Annotated in this window: 14 protein-coding genes; 6 read left to right on the top strand and 8 right to left on the bottom strand. The window is 49.1% G+C overall.

Annotation, left to right across the window (positions count from 1 at the left end; genetic code table 11):
• Positions 1 to 9: 9 nt before the first annotated feature.
• Entirely contained in the window at positions 10 to 1035 is a 1026-nt protein-coding gene (locus tag GU926_RS14260) for a UDP-glucose--hexose-1-phosphate uridylyltransferase (protein ID WP_160693045.1), read from the top strand.
• Between the two features lie 367 nt (positions 1036 to 1402).
• Here GU926_RS14260 and GU926_RS14255 read toward each other — a convergent pair whose 3' ends face one another.
• On the bottom strand, positions 1403 to 2932 hold the full coding sequence (locus tag GU926_RS14255) for a SulP family inorganic anion transporter (protein WP_160693043.1): 1530 nt from the start codon (positions 2930 to 2932) through the stop codon (positions 1403 to 1405).
• A gap of 371 nt (positions 2933 to 3303) precedes the next feature.
• On the opposite strand from GU926_RS14255, the gene GU926_RS14250 reads away from it, so the two are divergent.
• Positions 3304 to 4674, top strand: a complete 1371-nt coding sequence (locus GU926_RS14250; protein ID WP_160693041.1) for an MBL fold metallo-hydrolase RNA specificity domain-containing protein — start codon at positions 3304 to 3306, stop codon at positions 4672 to 4674.
• 314 nt (positions 4675 to 4988) lie between these two features.
• On the opposite strand, the gene GU926_RS14245 is transcribed toward GU926_RS14250, so the two are convergent.
• Positions 4989 to 5384 carry a hypothetical protein gene (locus tag GU926_RS14245; protein ID WP_160693039.1) on the bottom strand — a complete coding sequence of 132 codons (396 nt, stop codon included), beginning with the start codon at positions 5382 to 5384 and terminating at the stop codon, positions 4989 to 4991.
• On the opposite strand from GU926_RS14245, the gene GU926_RS14240 reads away from it, so the two are divergent.
• On the top strand, positions 5383 to 5586 hold the full coding sequence (locus GU926_RS14240) for a hypothetical protein (protein ID WP_160693037.1): 204 nt from the start codon (positions 5383 to 5385) through the stop codon (positions 5584 to 5586). The genes GU926_RS14245 and GU926_RS14240 overlap by 2 nt on opposite strands.
• A gap of 142 nt (positions 5587 to 5728) precedes the next feature.
• Here the strand turns inward: GU926_RS14240 and GU926_RS14235 are convergent, their stop codons facing one another.
• Positions 5729 to 6127, bottom strand: coding sequence for a hypothetical protein (locus tag GU926_RS14235; RefSeq protein ID WP_160693035.1), 399 nt, complete (start codon positions 6125 to 6127; stop codon positions 5729 to 5731).
• Positions 6128 to 6362: 235 nt separating this feature from the next.
• Here GU926_RS14235 and GU926_RS18400 point away from each other — a divergent pair, with 235 nt between their 5' ends.
• On the top strand, positions 6363 to 6533 hold the full coding sequence (locus tag GU926_RS18400) for a hypothetical protein (protein WP_198001422.1): 171 nt from the start codon (positions 6363 to 6365) through the stop codon (positions 6531 to 6533).
• A gap of 92 nt (positions 6534 to 6625) precedes the next feature.
• Here GU926_RS18400 and GU926_RS14230 read toward each other — a convergent pair whose 3' ends face one another.
• The 5 genes from GU926_RS14230 to GU926_RS14210 all read right to left on the bottom strand — a co-directional run bounded on the left by GU926_RS14230 (position 6626) and on the right by GU926_RS14210 (position 13952).
• On the bottom strand, positions 6626 to 10018 hold the full coding sequence (locus tag GU926_RS14230; protein ID WP_160693033.1) for a YDG domain-containing protein: 3393 nt from the start codon (positions 10016 to 10018) through the stop codon (positions 6626 to 6628).
• Positions 10019 to 10985: 967 nt separating this feature from the next.
• Positions 10986 to 11594, bottom strand: coding sequence for a sterol desaturase family protein (locus GU926_RS14225; RefSeq protein ID WP_160693031.1), 609 nt, complete (start codon positions 11592 to 11594; stop codon positions 10986 to 10988).
• A gap of 74 nt (positions 11595 to 11668) precedes the next feature.
• Entirely contained in the window at positions 11669 to 12214 is a 546-nt protein-coding gene (locus tag GU926_RS14220) for a shikimate kinase (protein WP_160693029.1), read from the bottom strand.
• Positions 12215 to 12292: 78 nt separating this feature from the next.
• Positions 12293 to 13405, bottom strand: a complete 1113-nt coding sequence (locus GU926_RS14215) for a BT_3928 family protein (protein ID WP_160693027.1) — start codon at positions 13403 to 13405, stop codon at positions 12293 to 12295.
• Positions 13383 to 13952, bottom strand: a complete 570-nt coding sequence (locus GU926_RS14210) for a DUF1599 domain-containing protein (RefSeq protein ID WP_160693025.1) — start codon at positions 13950 to 13952, stop codon at positions 13383 to 13385. The genes GU926_RS14215 and GU926_RS14210 overlap by 23 nt, the downstream gene beginning before the upstream one ends.
• Before the next feature lie 100 nt (positions 13953 to 14052).
• Here GU926_RS14210 and folP point away from each other — a divergent pair, with 100 nt between their 5' ends.
• On the top strand, positions 14053 to 14850 hold the full coding sequence (gene folP / locus GU926_RS14205) for a dihydropteroate synthase (RefSeq protein ID WP_317165572.1): 798 nt from the start codon (positions 14053 to 14055) through the stop codon (positions 14848 to 14850).
• Positions 14847 to 15677, top strand: coding sequence for a diadenylate cyclase CdaA (cdaA, locus tag GU926_RS14200; RefSeq protein ID WP_160693021.1), 831 nt, complete (start codon positions 14847 to 14849; stop codon positions 15675 to 15677). Before folP ends, cdaA begins: the two co-directional genes overlap by 4 nt.
• Positions 15678 to 16507 lie beyond the last annotated feature (830 nt).

Here is a 16507-nt window from a genome sequence, read left to right as displayed (position 1 = left end):
CATTAACCAATGGAGTCTTTTGATTTAAACGACCATTCGCATAGAAGATACAACGCCCTCACCGGCGACTGGGTCTTGGTGTCTCCGCATAGGTCAAAGCGGCCGTGGCAGGGCCAGCAGGAAGCGGTGACCATAGAAGAAAGGCCGCAGTATGATCCGGGATGCTACCTGTGCCCCGGCAACCTGCGCGCCAACGGCGAAACCAATCCAGACTACCCGTCCACGTTTGTGTTCACCAATGACTTTGCGGCTTTGCAATCAGAGACGCCTGCTGGCTCCTTCACCAAAGGTAACCTCATCAAAGCCGAAAGTGAGCGAGGCATCTGCCAAGTCATCTGCTTCTCACCACGCCATGACTTGACTCTGTCTGAGATTAGTGTGCCTGAGATTAGAAAAGTGGTGGACCTGTGGCAACAGCAATACCTGGAACTGGGCGCGCTGGACTACATCAACTACGTGCAGATTTTTGAGAACAAGGGCCAAGTGATGGGCAGTAGCAATCCGCACCCGCACGGCCAGATTTGGGCGCAAAGCTCAGTACCAGTAGAGCCTGCCAAAGAAACCGTGCAACAAGCCCAGTACTTTCAGGAGAACGGCCGAAGCCTTTTGGCAGATTACCTGGCCTTGGAGTTGGAGGAGAAGACGCGCATTGTGCTGGAGAACGAGCACTTTGTAGCGCTCATTCCATTCTGGGCGGTATGGCCGTTTGAGACCATGATTGTCTCTAAGCGCCATTTCCAACATCTGGGCCAGATGACCGATGCGGAGAAAGACGCCTTCGCCGCTATCATGAAACAGCTCTCTGAAGTCTACGACCGCCTATTCCAGACCTCCTTCCCCTACTCTGCCGGCCTGCACCAAAGCCCCACCGATGGACAGGAGCACCCGGAATGGCACTTCCACATGCACTTCTACCCACCGCTTCTGCGCTCCGCCACCGTCAAGAAATTCATGGTAGGCTATGAACTCATGGGCAACCCACAGCGGGACATCACCCCAGAAAGCGCTGCCGAGCGGTTACGCGGGTTGGTATAGCGTTTTTAGCTTGTTTTCTGGAAATCAGGTTAAAAACGAATAGCAAAAAGGGCTCACAGTTGCAGAAACTGTGAGCCCTTTGTCTCAACACCAAAGCACCAAAGCTGTTTGAAGTTGCGGATTCTCCCCTTGAGGGGAGCGTAGAGGGGTGTTTACACAAGAGGATTATATCTTGCTTACACCAGAGATTACCCCAACCAATATAGAAGTAGGGACCTTCTTCAGAGTTATCTTTTTAGTTGAGAAAGCTATGACCTGCTAATGTAAACACCCCTCTGCGCTCCCCTCAAGGGGAGAATCTGCGTTTAGCTAGGGGATTCGTTTTTGGCCTACTTTCCAGAAAACAAGCCAAAAACGCTCATCGCCTTTACACCCACTCATCCGTCACAACCCCATAATGCGGGTCTTCCACAATATTTACCTCAATCACATCCTTGGCGTTTTTCAACAGGACAAGGCAGTCGGGGCTTAGGTGACGGAGGTGGAGTTTTTTGCCGGCTTTCTGGTAGCGATCGGTGAGTTTGTTGAGGGCTTCAATGCCCGACATATCCGCCACGCGGCTGTCTTTGAAATCAATGATGACTTTCTGCGGGTCATCGGATACGTCAAACTTTTCAGTGAACGCGGCCACAGATCCGAAGAACAATGGTCCGTACAGTTCATAGTGCTTCACACCATTTTCATCCAGGTACTTTCTGGCTCGTATGCGCTTGGCGCTTTCCCAGGCAAACACCAGAGCAGAGATGATGACGCCAATCAACACGGCCAAGGCTAAGTTGTGCAGCCAAACAGTGATCACGGCTACCAAGATACCCACGAAGACATCATGCCTGGGCATTTTGTTGATGATTCTAAAGCTAATCCACTCAAACGTACCAATAGACACCATCACCATCACACCTACCAGCGCGGCCATGGGCACACGTTCAATAAAAGGCGCACCTACTAGAATAATAGTGAGAATGGTGAAGGCGGCCACAATTCCTGCCAATCTTGCACGCGCACCAGCCGAAAGGTTCACCAGCGTCTGGGCAATCATGGCACAGCCTCCCATGCCGTAGAAGAAGCCATTCAGCACGTTGGCCGTACCCTGGGCCATGCTTTCGCGGTTGCCATTGCCGCGTGTGCCGGTGATTTCATCTACCAGGTTCATGGTGAGTAAACTTTCTGTAAGGCCCACCCCAGCCATGATCAAGGCATACGGGAAGATGATTTGCAAGGTCTCCAGCGTGAAAGGAATCTGCGGAACATGGAACGGCGGCAGGCTACCACTCACCGAGGCGATGTCACGCACCAGTTTGGTGTCAATGTCAAAACCCATCACCACGCCAAAGACCACTAGAATGGCCACCAAGGACGGTGGTACGGCTTTGGTAATCCTGGGCAACACCAGAATGATGGCAATGGTCAAGGCTACTAGTCCGGCCATGATGTAGAGCGTGTCACCAGACAACCAACCCGTACCGCTTTTGAACTGCTCTACCTGCGACATAAAAATGATGACCGCCAAGCCGTTCACAAACCCGAACATGACCGGCTGGGGCACCAATCTAATGAACTTGCCCAGCTTGAACACGCCCACCAGAATCTGCAATATGCCCGCTAAGGCCACGGCGGCAAACACATACTCCAAGCCATGACCTTGCATGAGGGCAATGAGCACCACCGCTGTAGCACCGGCGCCGCCAGAGACCATGCCCGGCCTTCCGCCTAGCACGGCCGTCACCAAGCCCATGATAAAGGCCGCATACAACCCCACCAACGGCGGAAAACCAGCCAGAATAGCGAAGGAAAGCGACTCAGGAATCATGGTCATGGCCACCGTGAGTCCGGCCAACACCTCTTTCTTATAATCTACTTTCTGACTGAAATCAAACAGACGAATTATAGGCTTCATTCTTAAAAATCAATAAGGAACGGAAGACACCTAAATTTAACCTTAGGCGTGTTTAGTAATTCGGCCTTGGCAACAGGCCATTTTTTGAAAAAGAGACAAGCCTTTACTTGAAACTATCCTGGGAGCCCAACCTCACGGGGGCGTGAGGGCCAGAAAGAAGGAGAAGGAATTTGCCATAAGAGGTGCAAAAGTACGGCATTCTCCTGAGAATCAATTTCGCCTTGGTCTCTCTTGAGAAAACAATGGAGCGGAGTGCCGTTTTTGGCCTGTTTCCTGCAAAACAACCCAAAAACGAAGACAACTTCTCTACCCTCCACAACAAGCCCAAAGCCTGCGCGTACACTTCTGCCTACCCTTTTAGAAGATCCTTCATGACCATATCATTTTACGGAGCCGCCCAGACCGTGACGGGCAGCAAGCACCTTGTCACGTTAGAGAACGGCAAGCGCATCTTATTGGACTGCGGCCTCTCACAAGGACAAGGCAATAAATCTGATGACTTAAACCGCACCTTTGAGTTTGAGCCCGAGAACATCACCTTCCTCATCCTTTCACACGCACACATTGACCACTCTGGCCTCATTCCCAAACTGGTGCAAGACGGTTATAACGGCCCCATCTTCTGCACGCCACCCACGTTGAAACTCTGCGAACTGCTTTTGAGAGACAGTGCCCGCATACAGGGCAACAACGGCGATTTAGAAGGCCTGGACCCGCTTTATACCCTGGAGGACGTGGACAAAGCCCTGACCCTGTTCCAAACCGTGCCCTACAACCAACCCTACCAGATAGACGAAGACGTAGAACTGCTCTTCACAGACACCGGCCACGTGCTGGGCAGCGCCGCCATCAACCTAAAACTGCAGGACGAGGGCCGTACCAGAACCCTCACTTTCTCTGGCGACATTGGCCGCTTTGCCAACCGCATTTTGAACAAACCGCAGGAATTTCCGCAGGCCGAAATTATCATCTGTGAGTCTACCTACGGCAACCGCGTGCATGACAGCCTGGAGAACACCGAGGACCGTTTGGAAAAGATTGTGCGTGAAGTGTGCGTAGAACGGCAGGGCAAATTGCTCATTCCAGCGTTCAGCATTGGCCGCACCCAGGAATTGATTTACTCTTTGAATTATTTAGCAGAAGAGGGCCGCCTGCCCGACATTAAAGTGTTTGTGGATAGTCCGCTCTCCGTCTACGCCACAGACATTATGCGCGAGCATACCGAGTGCTTCAATGATACCATGCTGGCCTACATCAAGGAAGACCCAGACCCGTTCGGGTTTCCGCAGCTGAACTACATCACAGAGGTGGAGGATTCTAAAGAACTTATTAAGATGGACGAGCCCTGCGTGATTATCTCTTCCTCTGGCATGATGAACGCGGGCCGCATCCAGCATCACCTCAAAAACAACCTGGCCGATGCTAACAGCGCGGTCCTGGTGACCGGTTATTGTGAACCTTCTACCCTGGGCGGCAAACTGACCGGCGGCGCAGACAGAGTGTTCATCCATGGCGAAGAAGTGGAAGTACGCGCCGAGATGATGGAGATGAAAGAATACAGCGCCCACGGCGACTACGGTGACATTGCCAAGTTTCTACACTGCCAGGACAAAGACCAGATTCAGAAAATCTTTCTGGTGCACGGCGAGGTTCCGGTCATGAAACAACTCAAAGCAGACCTGGAGGAAATTGGCTACCAGAACATTGAGATTCCGGAGTTCAGGCTATCCTATGTGGTATAGCTTTTAAAGTGGTACCCCGTTTTTGGGTTATTTTCTGGGAAATAGGCCAAAAACGGGGTGGCACTTTAAATATATCTTTGTCTGCCTGCCCTTCAGTAAAGACGTTGACCAAGTACTTTCCTGCGGGATCTGTCCACCAATCAAGGCCTTTGCTGGCCAACCGGGTGGCATACGCGGGATTATATTTCAGGGAGGCGGCACCGTCTGGCAGGCCTGCTTCTTGCAAATGAAAAAGGCGTTTTTGGCCTGATTTCAAGAAATCAGGCCAAAAACGCCTTTTATTATAAAGCTGCTGGAGCCTTCTTTTGAAATTATTATTTGGGCAGCGGAGCGCCTACGGCTACAGAACAGCTGTGGCCCGGCTGTCCGTGCGGCGGGTTCATGCCGGGCGCAGTGGCCACGGGTTGCGGCGTTACCTGCACTGGCTGGGGTGCCGCCTGCACCGGCGTAGACGTAGTGATAGGCAGGGTAGCCTTTGGTGCCGAGTTCAACGGAGCACCCACTTCAATGTCGCAGCGGTGGCCCATCTGGCCGTGGGGCGGGTTCATGGCGACGCTTCCGCCGGAAGAGTCTGTAGAGGTGGCAGCGGTCCCAAAGTTCATGGGCTGCGGGGTGAATCCTTCTTTACCGGTCGCGCTTTGCTTATCAGCTGAACAGGCCATGCCTACCACGGCGGTAGCTACTACTAAAAACTGAGTTACTTTTTTCATGTTGTCTTCATTCATGGAAGCCGCTTACTACAGGCGTTCCCCGGGTTTGGCTGCAGAACAGCAGAACTCTGGGAAAAGTTTGCCTCCTCCAGAAACCGCCTATCGTTCTCAAAGATACGCCATCTGGCTCGGCTTCCAACTCAAATTCGTCATGGACGGCTTTGACACCAAGGTACATCCATTAATTCAGGATTGCTTTTAACCTCATGCGAACGCATTGGCCCCAGATAGATTACACTGCTTTGATTACCCTCCCTCTCTAGGAATAATCGCTATACTGGATCATCGTTCACCAGCGCTGTTCAGTTTTTCCTGACCTTGCCTCTGCCGTTCCTGATGCCAGATTAAGCTTGGTTCCTAACATTTTTAAAAGGATGCGTCATCATGATCCACCCGAAGAGCCCCGCGAAGAGCAGATAAAAGCCGGTCAGCAGCCAACCCTCTAGGGTGGCTCCTCCGCCCAGCTGGGTTTTCAGGAGCGCTAGGCCGCCTACCAGAAAGTGGGTCAAGTTACCAATGGCCACAGGTCTGGCGTAAATTCCACCAATCAAAATGCCTTTGGCCATCCAGTTGAGCATGGCAAATCCTACGTACAGGGCTCCCGCCAACTGCAACATCAGGCCCATTTCTGGCTCAATGGACTGACCCAGGTACGCCAGCAATTCCAGCGGAAGAAACGAGAACACTATTCCTAGCACAGCCAACCCTAAGGCACTGGCCATCATGATGATTCTGGTAGACATACTATTTAAACGATAAGAGACGAAACCGTACGCGTTAAACTGTATTCAATTTACACTATATACTTAAACCGAGCTACAGTTTTAGCCTAATTCCTGGAAAACAAGCTAAAAACCAACTGCGCTTGGTTTGCTCCCTGCCCGCCTCTTTTTAACCTTTTCTAACGAAGAAGAGTATTTAAGCAATATACTAGCCTTTGATGCACAGAGGCTCTTCACCAGACCTAACACTAAAACTATGAAAACGCTTAAGGCATACTTTCTGTCATTGCTGCTGGTAATGACCCTTACCTTATCTGGCTGTGAGCTGGTAGGCGACATTTTTCAGGCCGGCATGTGGACCGCCGTCATTGTCATTGTACTGATCGTGCTTTTGATTGGCTGGCTCTTGCGCAAGATGAGACGATAATCGTTTTTGGCTTGTTTCTCAGGAATTAGCCAAAAAACAGAAGAAGGCCACCCGTACGGGTGGCCTTCTTCTGTTTTACCTACTCTATATTATTACTGTCTTACAATTCTGGAGGTGCTCTGCCCTGCGGCGTTCTCCACTCTCAGGTAGTACATGCCGGCTTTCTGCTGGCTCAGGTCCAGTTCATGGGCTTGTCCCTCTTGCAGCACCACTTCTTGCTTTGAGATGATTTGTCCGTTGCCATTCAACAGGGTGATCACCGCAGTTCCGCCTTGGCCTCTGCCCGCCTCTAAAGACACCTTGCCAGTGTAGGTTGGGTTGGGATAGGCTTTAATAATGCCCACTGCCATAGAAGCGCCCTGGGTGTTGACGGCAATTACTTTGGTGTACTCAAACTTGCCGTCCACGTCTACCTGCTTCAGTCTGTAATAAGCAGTTCCGTTTGCCGGCTGGCCATCTACAAACTGGTATTTGATCAAGGTGCTGCTGTTTCCATTGCCTTTCACTTGGCCTATGGTGTTAAACGTCTTGCCATTGGTGCTTCTCTCCACCTGGAAGTAAGCGTTGTCTTTCTCCGTAGCCGTTGACCAGGCAAGCATTACACCTGTCTTGCTGTTGTACTTGCCCGTGAAGGAAACTAAAGTCACAGGGAGTGGGTTGATGCCCATAGCCTGTATGGTCTTTAAATCATAGTTCCCGGCGTCTTTTCCACTTATTGAAATGCCAGTCACATCAATAGATATATAACCGGTTGTTGCATCAGTTACATACTTAGCATTGGCATAGGCAAGGTCTACTGTGTCACCTGTCAATACATTAGTGGTGAATAGGCTTACAATAGGGTTGCCTTTAGTATCTTTTTTGTTTTCACTAATAACGTTTACTGTAAGTGGTATTTGAGCAATATCTGCTTTAGGGAAAAATGGTTCTAAAGTGTAATTGGCCAAATCACTTGCATTTCCTGAAAGAGCATAACCCGTTACAGTCGCACTCCTACCAAGACCAGCATTTTTTTCTAAGAACATAGCAGTGGCAGTTCCTCCTATGATAATCTTACCTGCATCCGTGTTAACTAAACCATCTAAATCAGCAATACCTTCAAGGTCGCATTTAGTGGTACCATCATAGTCTCTGTTTTTTGCTATGACATTAATAATTCTCAGCGTTTTAGGAGTAATATCTGCAGTGTATGTTAATGCAGGCTGAGTAAGAGTGTAGTTGTTTACTGAGGTTCCAGAGAGAGAGTATAATTCTGTACGCGTAACAGTTTTACCAGTGCCTACGTTTGGGTCTTCAAATATCCCAGCCACGCTTGAAGTTGCTAAGGATACATCATCACCAGATATTACATTTTGCAAAACAGCGCCATACAATGTGCTAACTGTGGTACCATCATACTCTTTTGAAGTAGCTGTAATTCCAGTAACTGTTAATGATTTAGCACTAATGTTGGCGGTTAGGCCGGTAGGCTGAGTTAATGAATAGTTTCCAGCTTCAGCGCCGCCAAGGCTATATCCTGCAACAGTTAATGGCTTATTTGAACCAACATTTTTATCTAAAAAACTGGTAGAAGCTGTTGCGGCACTTATAGTTACAACATCACTGCCTACAATTCCTATTAATGCAGAATTACCAGATAGAGAACCAGTGGTAGTGCCATCATATACTTTATCAACTCCCGTAAGCCCAGAAATAGTCAAAGATTTGCCTGTGATGGCTCCGGTTACACTTGATGGTTGCGTTAGTGTATAATTGCCGATGCCTCCACCTGTGATAGTATAGCCGGCCACAGTAATGGCTTTTCCTGAACCTACGTTTTTATCTGCATAAGTGCCTGTAGCACCGGTAGAGCTAAGCGTGACCGCGTCTGGAGAGATCACACCAACCAATGTAGCAGCCGTGAGCGTGGCGGTTGTGTTCCCGTCATAAACCTTTGTGATGCCAGCCAGGCCGGAGATCGTCAGGGCTTTTGCTGTGATGTTGGCTGCAAGGCCAGTAGGTTGAGTTAATGTGTAGTTGGTAGATCCGGTTCCAGAAAGTGAATATCCTGCAACTGTAATGGCTTTGCCAGTTCCAATATTTTTGTCTGCAAAGTTAGCAGTGGCACTAGCTCCACTAATGTTAATCACATCTGGAGAAATAACCCCAACCAAGGTAGCAGTACCAGAAAGCGTAGCTGTTGTGGTGCCATCATAAACCTTTGAAACACCTGTTAAACCAGAAACGGTTAGAACTTTTGCTGTGATAGCGCCGGTCACACCCGTTGGCTGGGTGAGGGTGTAGTTGCCGATGCCGCCCCCGGTGATGGTGTAGCCGGTCACAGTGACGGCCTTGCCCGTGCCTACGTTTTTGGTGTTGTAGGTGCCGGTGGTGCCAGCGGCGCTAAGCGTGACCGCGTCTGGAGAGATCACACCAACCAAGGTAGCAGCCGTGAGCGTGGCGGTTGTGTTCCCGTCATAAACCTTTGTGATGCCAGCCAGGCCGGAGATCGTCAGGGCTTTTGCCGTGATGTTGGCTGTTGTAGTGGCCGTTGTACTTGATAGCGTATAGTTGGAAGAAGATGTTCCAGAAATAGAAATACCAGCTACAGTAACTGTTTTGCCGGTGCCTATGTTTTTATCAGAGAAAGTGGCACTAGTGAAGGAAATAGTGAGTGCATCGTTGGTCAATTTGTTGGAAGATAAATTGACTGTAGCGGTTGTGTTCCCGTCATAAACTTTATTTGAAGCAGTAGCAGTAATGGAAAGGGGCCGTGCTGTGATGACTAGTGTCATTTCTGTACGGGTGGTGCTCACGCATCCTGCTCCAGCCGCTTCAGCATAGTACTTATAAGTACCAACGTTAGTAACAGAGGGAGTATAAGTTGAAGAATTGGTTGCAATGGCTGTCCCGCCAGTGGCTGCACTATACCAATTAATAGTTTGGCCATCCAATGGGGTAACTGACAAAGTTTTACCTGTAACAGCATCTCCATATACATAAGAAACAGTAGAAGAAGTACCGGTAGTTGGAGAAGGCGGACTTGCTACTAACGTAAATGATTGTGGAGAATATACTGCAGGAAGGTTTCCTCCCGCATTATTTGGAATTGCTCTCAGATATAAAGTACCACTATAATTCAAAGTAGTAGAAAATGTGGCTGTATAGGTTGCAGTCGGGGTATTTTGTTTAGTACTAAAAACATTACCAGTTACGAGTTGCTGTAAGCTAGGAGCAGTTTCAGTTGGAGAAGCAACTACGTCAACAGTGTAAGATACGTTCCCATTGACAGAGGCCGGTTGATTTGCCGTGATGGTAATTTGACCACCAGGACAATAAGCAGAACTCACAATTGAAATTGATTGCGCTTCAGACTTCCATGAAATTCCAATAAAGAGAATCAAGGAAAAGAAAGCAACCAATAACTTAGAAGGACTAGAGCTTGGTTTTAGTTTTGCCCCCTGCTGCTCTTGAACTAATGATTTTGACGTGTAAAAATGTTGCATAAAAATGATCTAAATGTGTCAATTCAAAAAGGTTTAGTACATAGCGAGGGACTTTTTGTACTTCCGATGCAATTTCCACAATCATTTTTATCAATTTTTCATATTTATCTATTGTACTGTTTCAAGATTTGACTTACCCTTGTATTAGACTCGTAAAACAGTATTAATTTAATTTAATATATTATGAATTAAGCACTAACTTATAACAAAATATTTCTAAATATGGCTTATCTATATTTAAATATCTAAAAACCATATGTTTATGGATAGTAATTTTAGACACTTCTATTTGCACTATTTACCTTTTATAAAACAAAAAGTTCTTTCTTTAATGCATAACTTTTTTTGAAAGCATTATTTTTATCACATATTTAATCATAGGGTTTTATTAATAAAGTTCAATAAATAATATATAAGAAGGTCTATATTTGGAGCAAAAACAGATAATTCAGCACATTTTAAGCAAGAACTTACCAAGTCTTACCAGCAGCTTAACTCTATGAAAGACAGTTTACTATAAGTGAAGCCACTACTTTGAGAAAAATTTACCAAAATCTAATCCAGAACAACCTTTCAGCATAAAACTGACCTCAAATCATGATAAATTTCGTACAATAATTTCAATAAAAGCTTATCAATCAACAATTTAACATAAGTTAAATAATAGTTTTGCGTGAAAAGTAGAATCCTACCCAGATTCAGGAAAAAGAGCCAGACCAACACTCAAATGACAAGTAGGATATTAGGCTAAAGATTAAGCTCAATCCACCAGAATCCTTAGAAAGAGAAGGGGAACTAATGCAAGGTAAAGTGGGCGGAACATTCACCATCGCTATTGAGAAGGGATGGTTTAACGCATGTCGTTCAGAAATAGGTTAGACCGCTGTGGAAGACCAGTAACCGCACAACAGAAAAGGCTGCCTTGTGGGGCAACCTTTTCTGTTACGGTTATGCGTATTTTGAACCTTTATCTCTTACGCTCAGGCATGGTACCCAAAATGTAGTCCCATAGCGGCGAAGAAACGCCATACGCCTTCTCTGGGTCTTTGTAATGATGAATGCTGTGGTGGATCCAGAGGGTCTTCAAGAAGTTTTTAGGTGGCGCATAGGCATGCACTGCATAGTGCACAAACAGGTACAAGGCGTACCCAAACAGAAAACCTGCCACCAAGCCAAACACCAGCGTGCCAAACACCAGCTTAAACACGAAGAAGAAGAACGAAGCAATGAACAAGCTCACAATGGGCGGCATGGCCAGACGCGTCTTGTCCTTAGGGAAGTCATGGTGGTTGCCATGGAAGGTGTACTGGATGTTCTTCTTCAGCTCAGTGTCTGTCTCCATATGGAAGATGAAGCGGTGGGCCATGTATTCCACCAGAGAGAACATCAACCAGCCGGCCAGGAACAAACCAACGGCAGAGAGCACATCAATGAACCCGTACGTAAAGCCATATACCAGCAAACCAGTGGCAATCACTAAAAAGATGGTGATAGGAATAGCAATGTGCGTGTGCGTTAAACGCTCCAGCGCCGGGTTCTTGAAAATAGTAGCTGATCCTTTATGATTCGGTTTCATGGGTAAAAGATTACTGAAACGATTCTGTCAAATTGAACGAACAAAAATAGGTAAAATTATGAGACGATCCGGTCCTAGAACCGGTGAAGACAGGGCAGTACTTGCTTTTCCAGTACCTGAACAGTGGTTTCTATGGAGACACCTGCCGTGTCTACCACCACTTGGGCTTTCTTATAAAACTGCTCGCGGTGGGCTAAGGTTTCAGTCAAATAGGCCAACAGCTCGGTTTCAGATTTGTTTTGGAGTAAGGGCCTCACCCTCAGTTCCTCGTCCGTAAATCTTTTTAGCAGCTCCCTGGCCGAAACCTTCAGGTATACTGCAATCCCTGTTGAAAGCAGGTAATCCATGTTGCCCAGAAAACAGGGCGCTCCCCCGCCCGTGGCCACTACCAAACCGCCCGGTTTGCTTTCTAGGCTTCGCAAAGCGCTGGCTTCTGCTTCTCTGAAATAGTCTTGCCCCCGGCGCTCAAAAATCTCAGCAATGGACAGTCCTTCCTGTTCTATTATGAGCGCGTCCAAATCCAGAAACTCCAGCTCCAGCTTTTGCGCCAGCATTTTCCCCACGGTAGATTTCCCGCTGCCGGGCATGCCCACCAAGAAGATTCTCACAGCGTTGCTCATACACTTACATTCATGACAGAAGACCAAGGCATCGTTTTTGGCCTGTTTTCCAGGAAACAGGCCAAAAACGGCACTCAACTATAACAAGGCTTGCACCTGCTGAACCGTAGGCACATCATTGTAATGCCACTTGCCCACTACCACGCCGTTCTTCAACAGCAGCAGTCCCGGGTTGGACCTAATCACGGTCTTCAGCACGGTGGCATCTGCAAAATAGTACGGCACCGCCAGGTTCACGTCATGCCTGAACACGTCAAACTCCTGGCTGTTGGCAGAGGTCAGAGCCACCGGCGTTACCTGGGGCGTCTGGTTCTTCTCCAGGCCCGCCAGCAGGCTGTTTATTTCTGAGAAGCTTTTGGGATGGGTCTTTTTCACGTCATGCACCACAATCAAAAGCCGGTTGCCCACAAAGAGCTCTTGGGTGAAATCTCCCTGATCGTTCCAAACGTTGAAGTCGGTGATTTTGGGGGCGTCCTCTGGGTTGAGCGTCTCCATCTTCTTAAAGGTGTAGCTAGGGTCTGTAGGATACGTGGTGAAGCGCTCTTCCTTGCCGTCCTTTTCCATGAGGTACTCATACCGCAGCGGCGCAGAAGGTTTCATTAAGGCCGGAATGTTGGCGCCCACTTTGTAAGCCCTGAAGTCTAGGTACGGCTCATGCTGGTACGCATACACGCCCATTCCCACCGACAAGATCACAGTCACCAAGACCACCAGGCCTGCCGTTTTTTGGCTGTTTCTACCAAAAGGAGGCAAAAACCGCTGGGTGGCCAACAGGATTAGCAGCAACACCAGCAGAATCACATCCTTAGAGAATGACTCCCAGGGCGTGAGCTTGATGGCATCTCCAAAACAACCACAGTCCGTTACCTTGTTAAAATACGCCGAGTAAAACGTGAGGAACGTGAAGAAGACGGTCAAGCCCAGCAGCACCCAGAGCACCAGCTTCAAGCGCCAGCGCACCAGCAGGGCCACGCCCAGAATCACCTCCAGGGAGCTCAGGAAAATGGACAGGTACAGCGCGTAGGGCACAAAGGCCAGAAAGATGCTGGAGAAGTCCTTGGAGAACACCGTAAAATACTCTTCCAGTTTGATGGCCGTGCCTACCGGGTCATTGAGTTTGATGAGGCCAGAGAAAATGAACAGCGCCCCAACTACCAGCCAGGCAAATCTATTGAGCAGACGTAGTACCATGCGGGTAGCCTAGTTTAATGAGACAGAAGACCGCGTAGTTGAGCATGTCACGGTAGTTAGCTTCTACGCCCTCAGACACCAGGGTCTGCCCGTCGTTGTCCTCTATCTGCTTGGTGCGGTATATTTTCATCAAGATCAAGTCGGTCATGGATTCTACGCGCATGCTGCGCCAAGCCTCGCCGTAGTCATGGTTCTTGTCTTGTTGCAGGTTATGGGTTTTGCGTATTTCGGTTTCATAGAGTTCGCGCACGCGGTCTACGGGCAGGGCCTGCTCCTCTTCGCCGGCCGCCATGAGCTGCTCCTGCATGAGCGCGATGACGCAGTAGTTGACAATGGCTACAAACTCAGAGGTGATGTCATCCTGTATCTTCTGGGTGCCTTTCTCCTGAATGGAGCGGATGCGCTGCGCCTTGATGAAAATCTGGTCTGTGAGGGACGGCAGACGCAAAATGCGCCAGGCCGTTCCATAATCCTGGGTCTTCTGAAGGAACAGGCGCTGACACGCCTCTACTACACGCTGGTATTCCTGGGCCGTTTGGTGAATCAAGTTTTTCGTTTTACTTTTAAGGTAAATGAGCCTATTTAAAGCGAAAGATACACTTTTTTGCAAAAAGTCTACCCTTAACTGCGGGGGCAGACTGGTCTCATTGGAAGTACCTCTTGTGATGGGCATTTTGAACGCCACGCCAGATTCTTTCTACGCCAACAGCCGGGTTTCTAACCTGGACATGACGTTGACCAGGGCCGGGCAGATGCTGGCAGACGGCGCCACGTTCCTGGACATTGGCGGCTATTCTACCCGCCCGGGCGCGCCCGAAGTCTCTGAGCAGGAAGAGCTGGACCGCGTACTGCCCGTGATAGAGGCTGTGGCGCAGGCGTACCCAGAAGCACTCATCTCTGTAGACACGTTCAGGGCCAGGGTAGCCCGGGAAGCCGCCCAAAAAGGGGCCCATATCATCAATGATGTGTCTGGTGGCAGCCTGGACGAAGGCATGTTGGAGACCATCGGGCGGCTGGGAATTCCGTATATTTTAATGCACATGCGCGGCACGCCGCAGACCATGGCCTCTTACACGGAGTACCCCAACGGCTTGCTGGAAGAACTTATTTCTTATTTCACAGAAAAAATTGCGCGGCTGCGGGCCCTGGGCGTGAAGGACATTCTCCTGGATCCTGGGTTCGGGTTCGCCAAGACCATGGACCAGAACTATTTTCTGCTCAACCATTTGCGGGAGCTGGAGATGCTGGAACTGCCGCTCTTGATTGGCTTGTCCCGCAAGGGCATGATCTATAAACCGCTGCAGGTGACGCCGGCCGAGGCCTTGCCGGGCACAATTGTAGCCAACACCCTGGCGTTATTGAACGGGGCCAACATTTTGCGGGTGCATGATGTGAAGGAGGCAGCGCAGACCATACAACTAGTAGAAAAAACCAGAACCGCGTGATTCAGTTATTTACCATAGGGTTTTTAGAAGTAGAGTGGCTGGACATCATTGATGTGCTGCTGGTCACCGTCTTGCTCTATCAGCTCTACAAACTGCTCACCGGTAGCGTAGCCCTCAAAATCTTCCTGGGCCTCCTATCCATCTACCTGCTCTACCTGGTGGTAAAGGCCGCCGGCATGGAGCTGCTCACCATTATTCTGGGGCAGTTCATGGGCGTGGGCGTACTGGCGGCCATCATTGTTTTTCAGCCCGAGATCAGGCGTTTCTTGTTGATGATCGGGAAGACCACGGCCTTCAACAATGACCGGTTCTTCAAAAGCTTCCCGTGGCGCAAAAGCCAAAGCCCAGACAAACTGAGCATTACCCCTTTCATTGAGGCCGCCAAGTCCCTGGCCGGCAAGAACACCGGCGCCCTGATTGTCTTCGCAAGAAGCTCTGAGTTGCGTTATTATGCCGAGTCTGGCGATTCTATTGATGCCGTGGTGAGCAAGCGCCTGCTGCTGTCCATCTTCAACAAGACCAGTCCCCTGCATGACGGGGCCGTGATCATCCATGGCAACCGCATCAAAGCCGCGCGCTGTATCCTGCCCGTCACCGAAAGCAACGACGTACCCGCTTCCATGGGCCTCCGCCACCGCGCCGCCATCGGCCTCACCGAAGTCACCGACAGCATTGTGCTGGTGGTTTCTGAGGAAACCGGCCAGATTGCCCTGGTGCGCAACGGCGAAGTCTACCGCAACCTCTCCGCCGCCGACCTCCGCTCCAAACTCAACCAGTACCTCTTTGACATTGAGCCGAAGGTGATTGAGAAAGCATCTGCGGCGTAAAGCAATTGCCACCATGTATTTGTTAGGTAAAAGTTGCAAATTTTCATTTTTGGGCCTTGGCCTTACTCCTATTCTACTATTTGTTAGTGGGTTCCTCTTGGGTGGTGGATACTATAAAACTATCATAGTTCTGTTTCCAATAGGAATCTCAGCATCATCATTATTTAGCGAGTCCATCACCCCTTCTATCATATTAGCCATTTTCCAATTCCCCTTTTATGGGGTCTTGTTAGATATAATAAGTAACAAGTACAGAACTTTGCTCCTTTTAGTAAGCATTCACCTTGGCCTTGCAATAAGTACGCTTCTCATAGTAGATTTATAAATCCCGCCGTTGTTGGTGTTCTCACCAACGACCGGAACTGCCTCCCAAGCCTCTGCCTCCCAACTATTACTTCCTAACTTCATCTATTTCTTACTTTCTGCCTGCGTTTGTCACTTTTCTCCTTGATGAGAAAAGTAACCAAAAGAATCAAGAACCCCCGAACTCGCTGACCGCTCAGACAGGGCGGGGGCTCAGAAAGGTGCACCGTGAACTGCTGTCTGTTTCATGGTAGGCTAACGCCTCTGCCAATTGATAAGTCATTACTATCTCCCTCAGGCAAAGAGACTTAAACTGACCAGTCTCTTTACCCTCGGTCGAGGGTGGGCGGGCTGCTTGTGGAGGGGTTGAAATGCCTGCATGCGCTGGCGCGGGCAAGGAGAATGACTCAGAATTCGCGACTCAGGACTCTCAAAGACCTCGCAGTGCGCGGAGCTCTTACGAGTGTTTTGCCGGTTTTGCCCTAATTCCCAGAAAACAAGCAAAAAGCGCCTCTCCCATTTCTGTT

Source organism: Nibribacter ruber, assembly GCF_009913235.1.
In the GTDB taxonomy this organism is placed as follows: Bacteria; Bacteroidota; Bacteroidia; order Cytophagales; family Hymenobacteraceae; genus Nibribacter; species Nibribacter ruber.
Note: the sequence above shows the minus strand (reverse complement) of the source record. Positions and strands in the feature narration are given on the sequence as shown.

Excerpts from the sequence above, each read along its gene's own strand:
- GU926_RS14260 (WP_160693045.1), top strand. The coding sequence starts at position 10 with ATGGAGTCTTTTGATTTAAACGACCATTCGCATAGAAGATACAACGCC.
- GU926_RS14255 (WP_160693043.1), bottom strand. The coding sequence starts at position 2,932 with ATGAAGCCTATAATTCGTCTGTTTGATTTCAGTCAGAAAGTAGATTAT.
- GU926_RS14250 (WP_160693041.1), top strand. The coding sequence starts at position 3,304 with ATGACCATATCATTTTACGGAGCCGCCCAGACCGTGACGGGCAGCAAG.
- GU926_RS14240 (WP_160693037.1), top strand. The coding sequence starts at position 5,383 with ATGTTGTCTTCATTCATGGAAGCCGCTTACTACAGGCGTTCCCCGGGT.
- GU926_RS14245 (WP_160693039.1), bottom strand. The coding sequence starts at position 5,384 with ATGAAAAAAGTAACTCAGTTTTTAGTAGTAGCTACCGCCGTGGTAGGC.
- GU926_RS14235 (WP_160693035.1), bottom strand. The coding sequence starts at position 6,127 with ATGTCTACCAGAATCATCATGATGGCCAGTGCCTTAGGGTTGGCTGTG.
- GU926_RS18400 (WP_198001422.1), top strand. The coding sequence starts at position 6,363 with ATGAAAACGCTTAAGGCATACTTTCTGTCATTGCTGCTGGTAATGACC.
- GU926_RS14230 (WP_160693033.1), bottom strand. The coding sequence starts at position 10,018 with ATGCAACATTTTTACACGTCAAAATCATTAGTTCAAGAGCAGCAGGGG.
- GU926_RS14225 (WP_160693031.1), bottom strand. The coding sequence starts at position 11,594 with ATGAAACCGAATCATAAAGGATCAGCTACTATTTTCAAGAACCCGGCG.
- GU926_RS14220 (WP_160693029.1), bottom strand. The coding sequence starts at position 12,214 with ATGAGCAACGCTGTGAGAATCTTCTTGGTGGGCATGCCCGGCAGCGGG.
- GU926_RS14215 (WP_160693027.1), bottom strand. The coding sequence starts at position 13,405 with ATGGTACTACGTCTGCTCAATAGATTTGCCTGGCTGGTAGTTGGGGCG.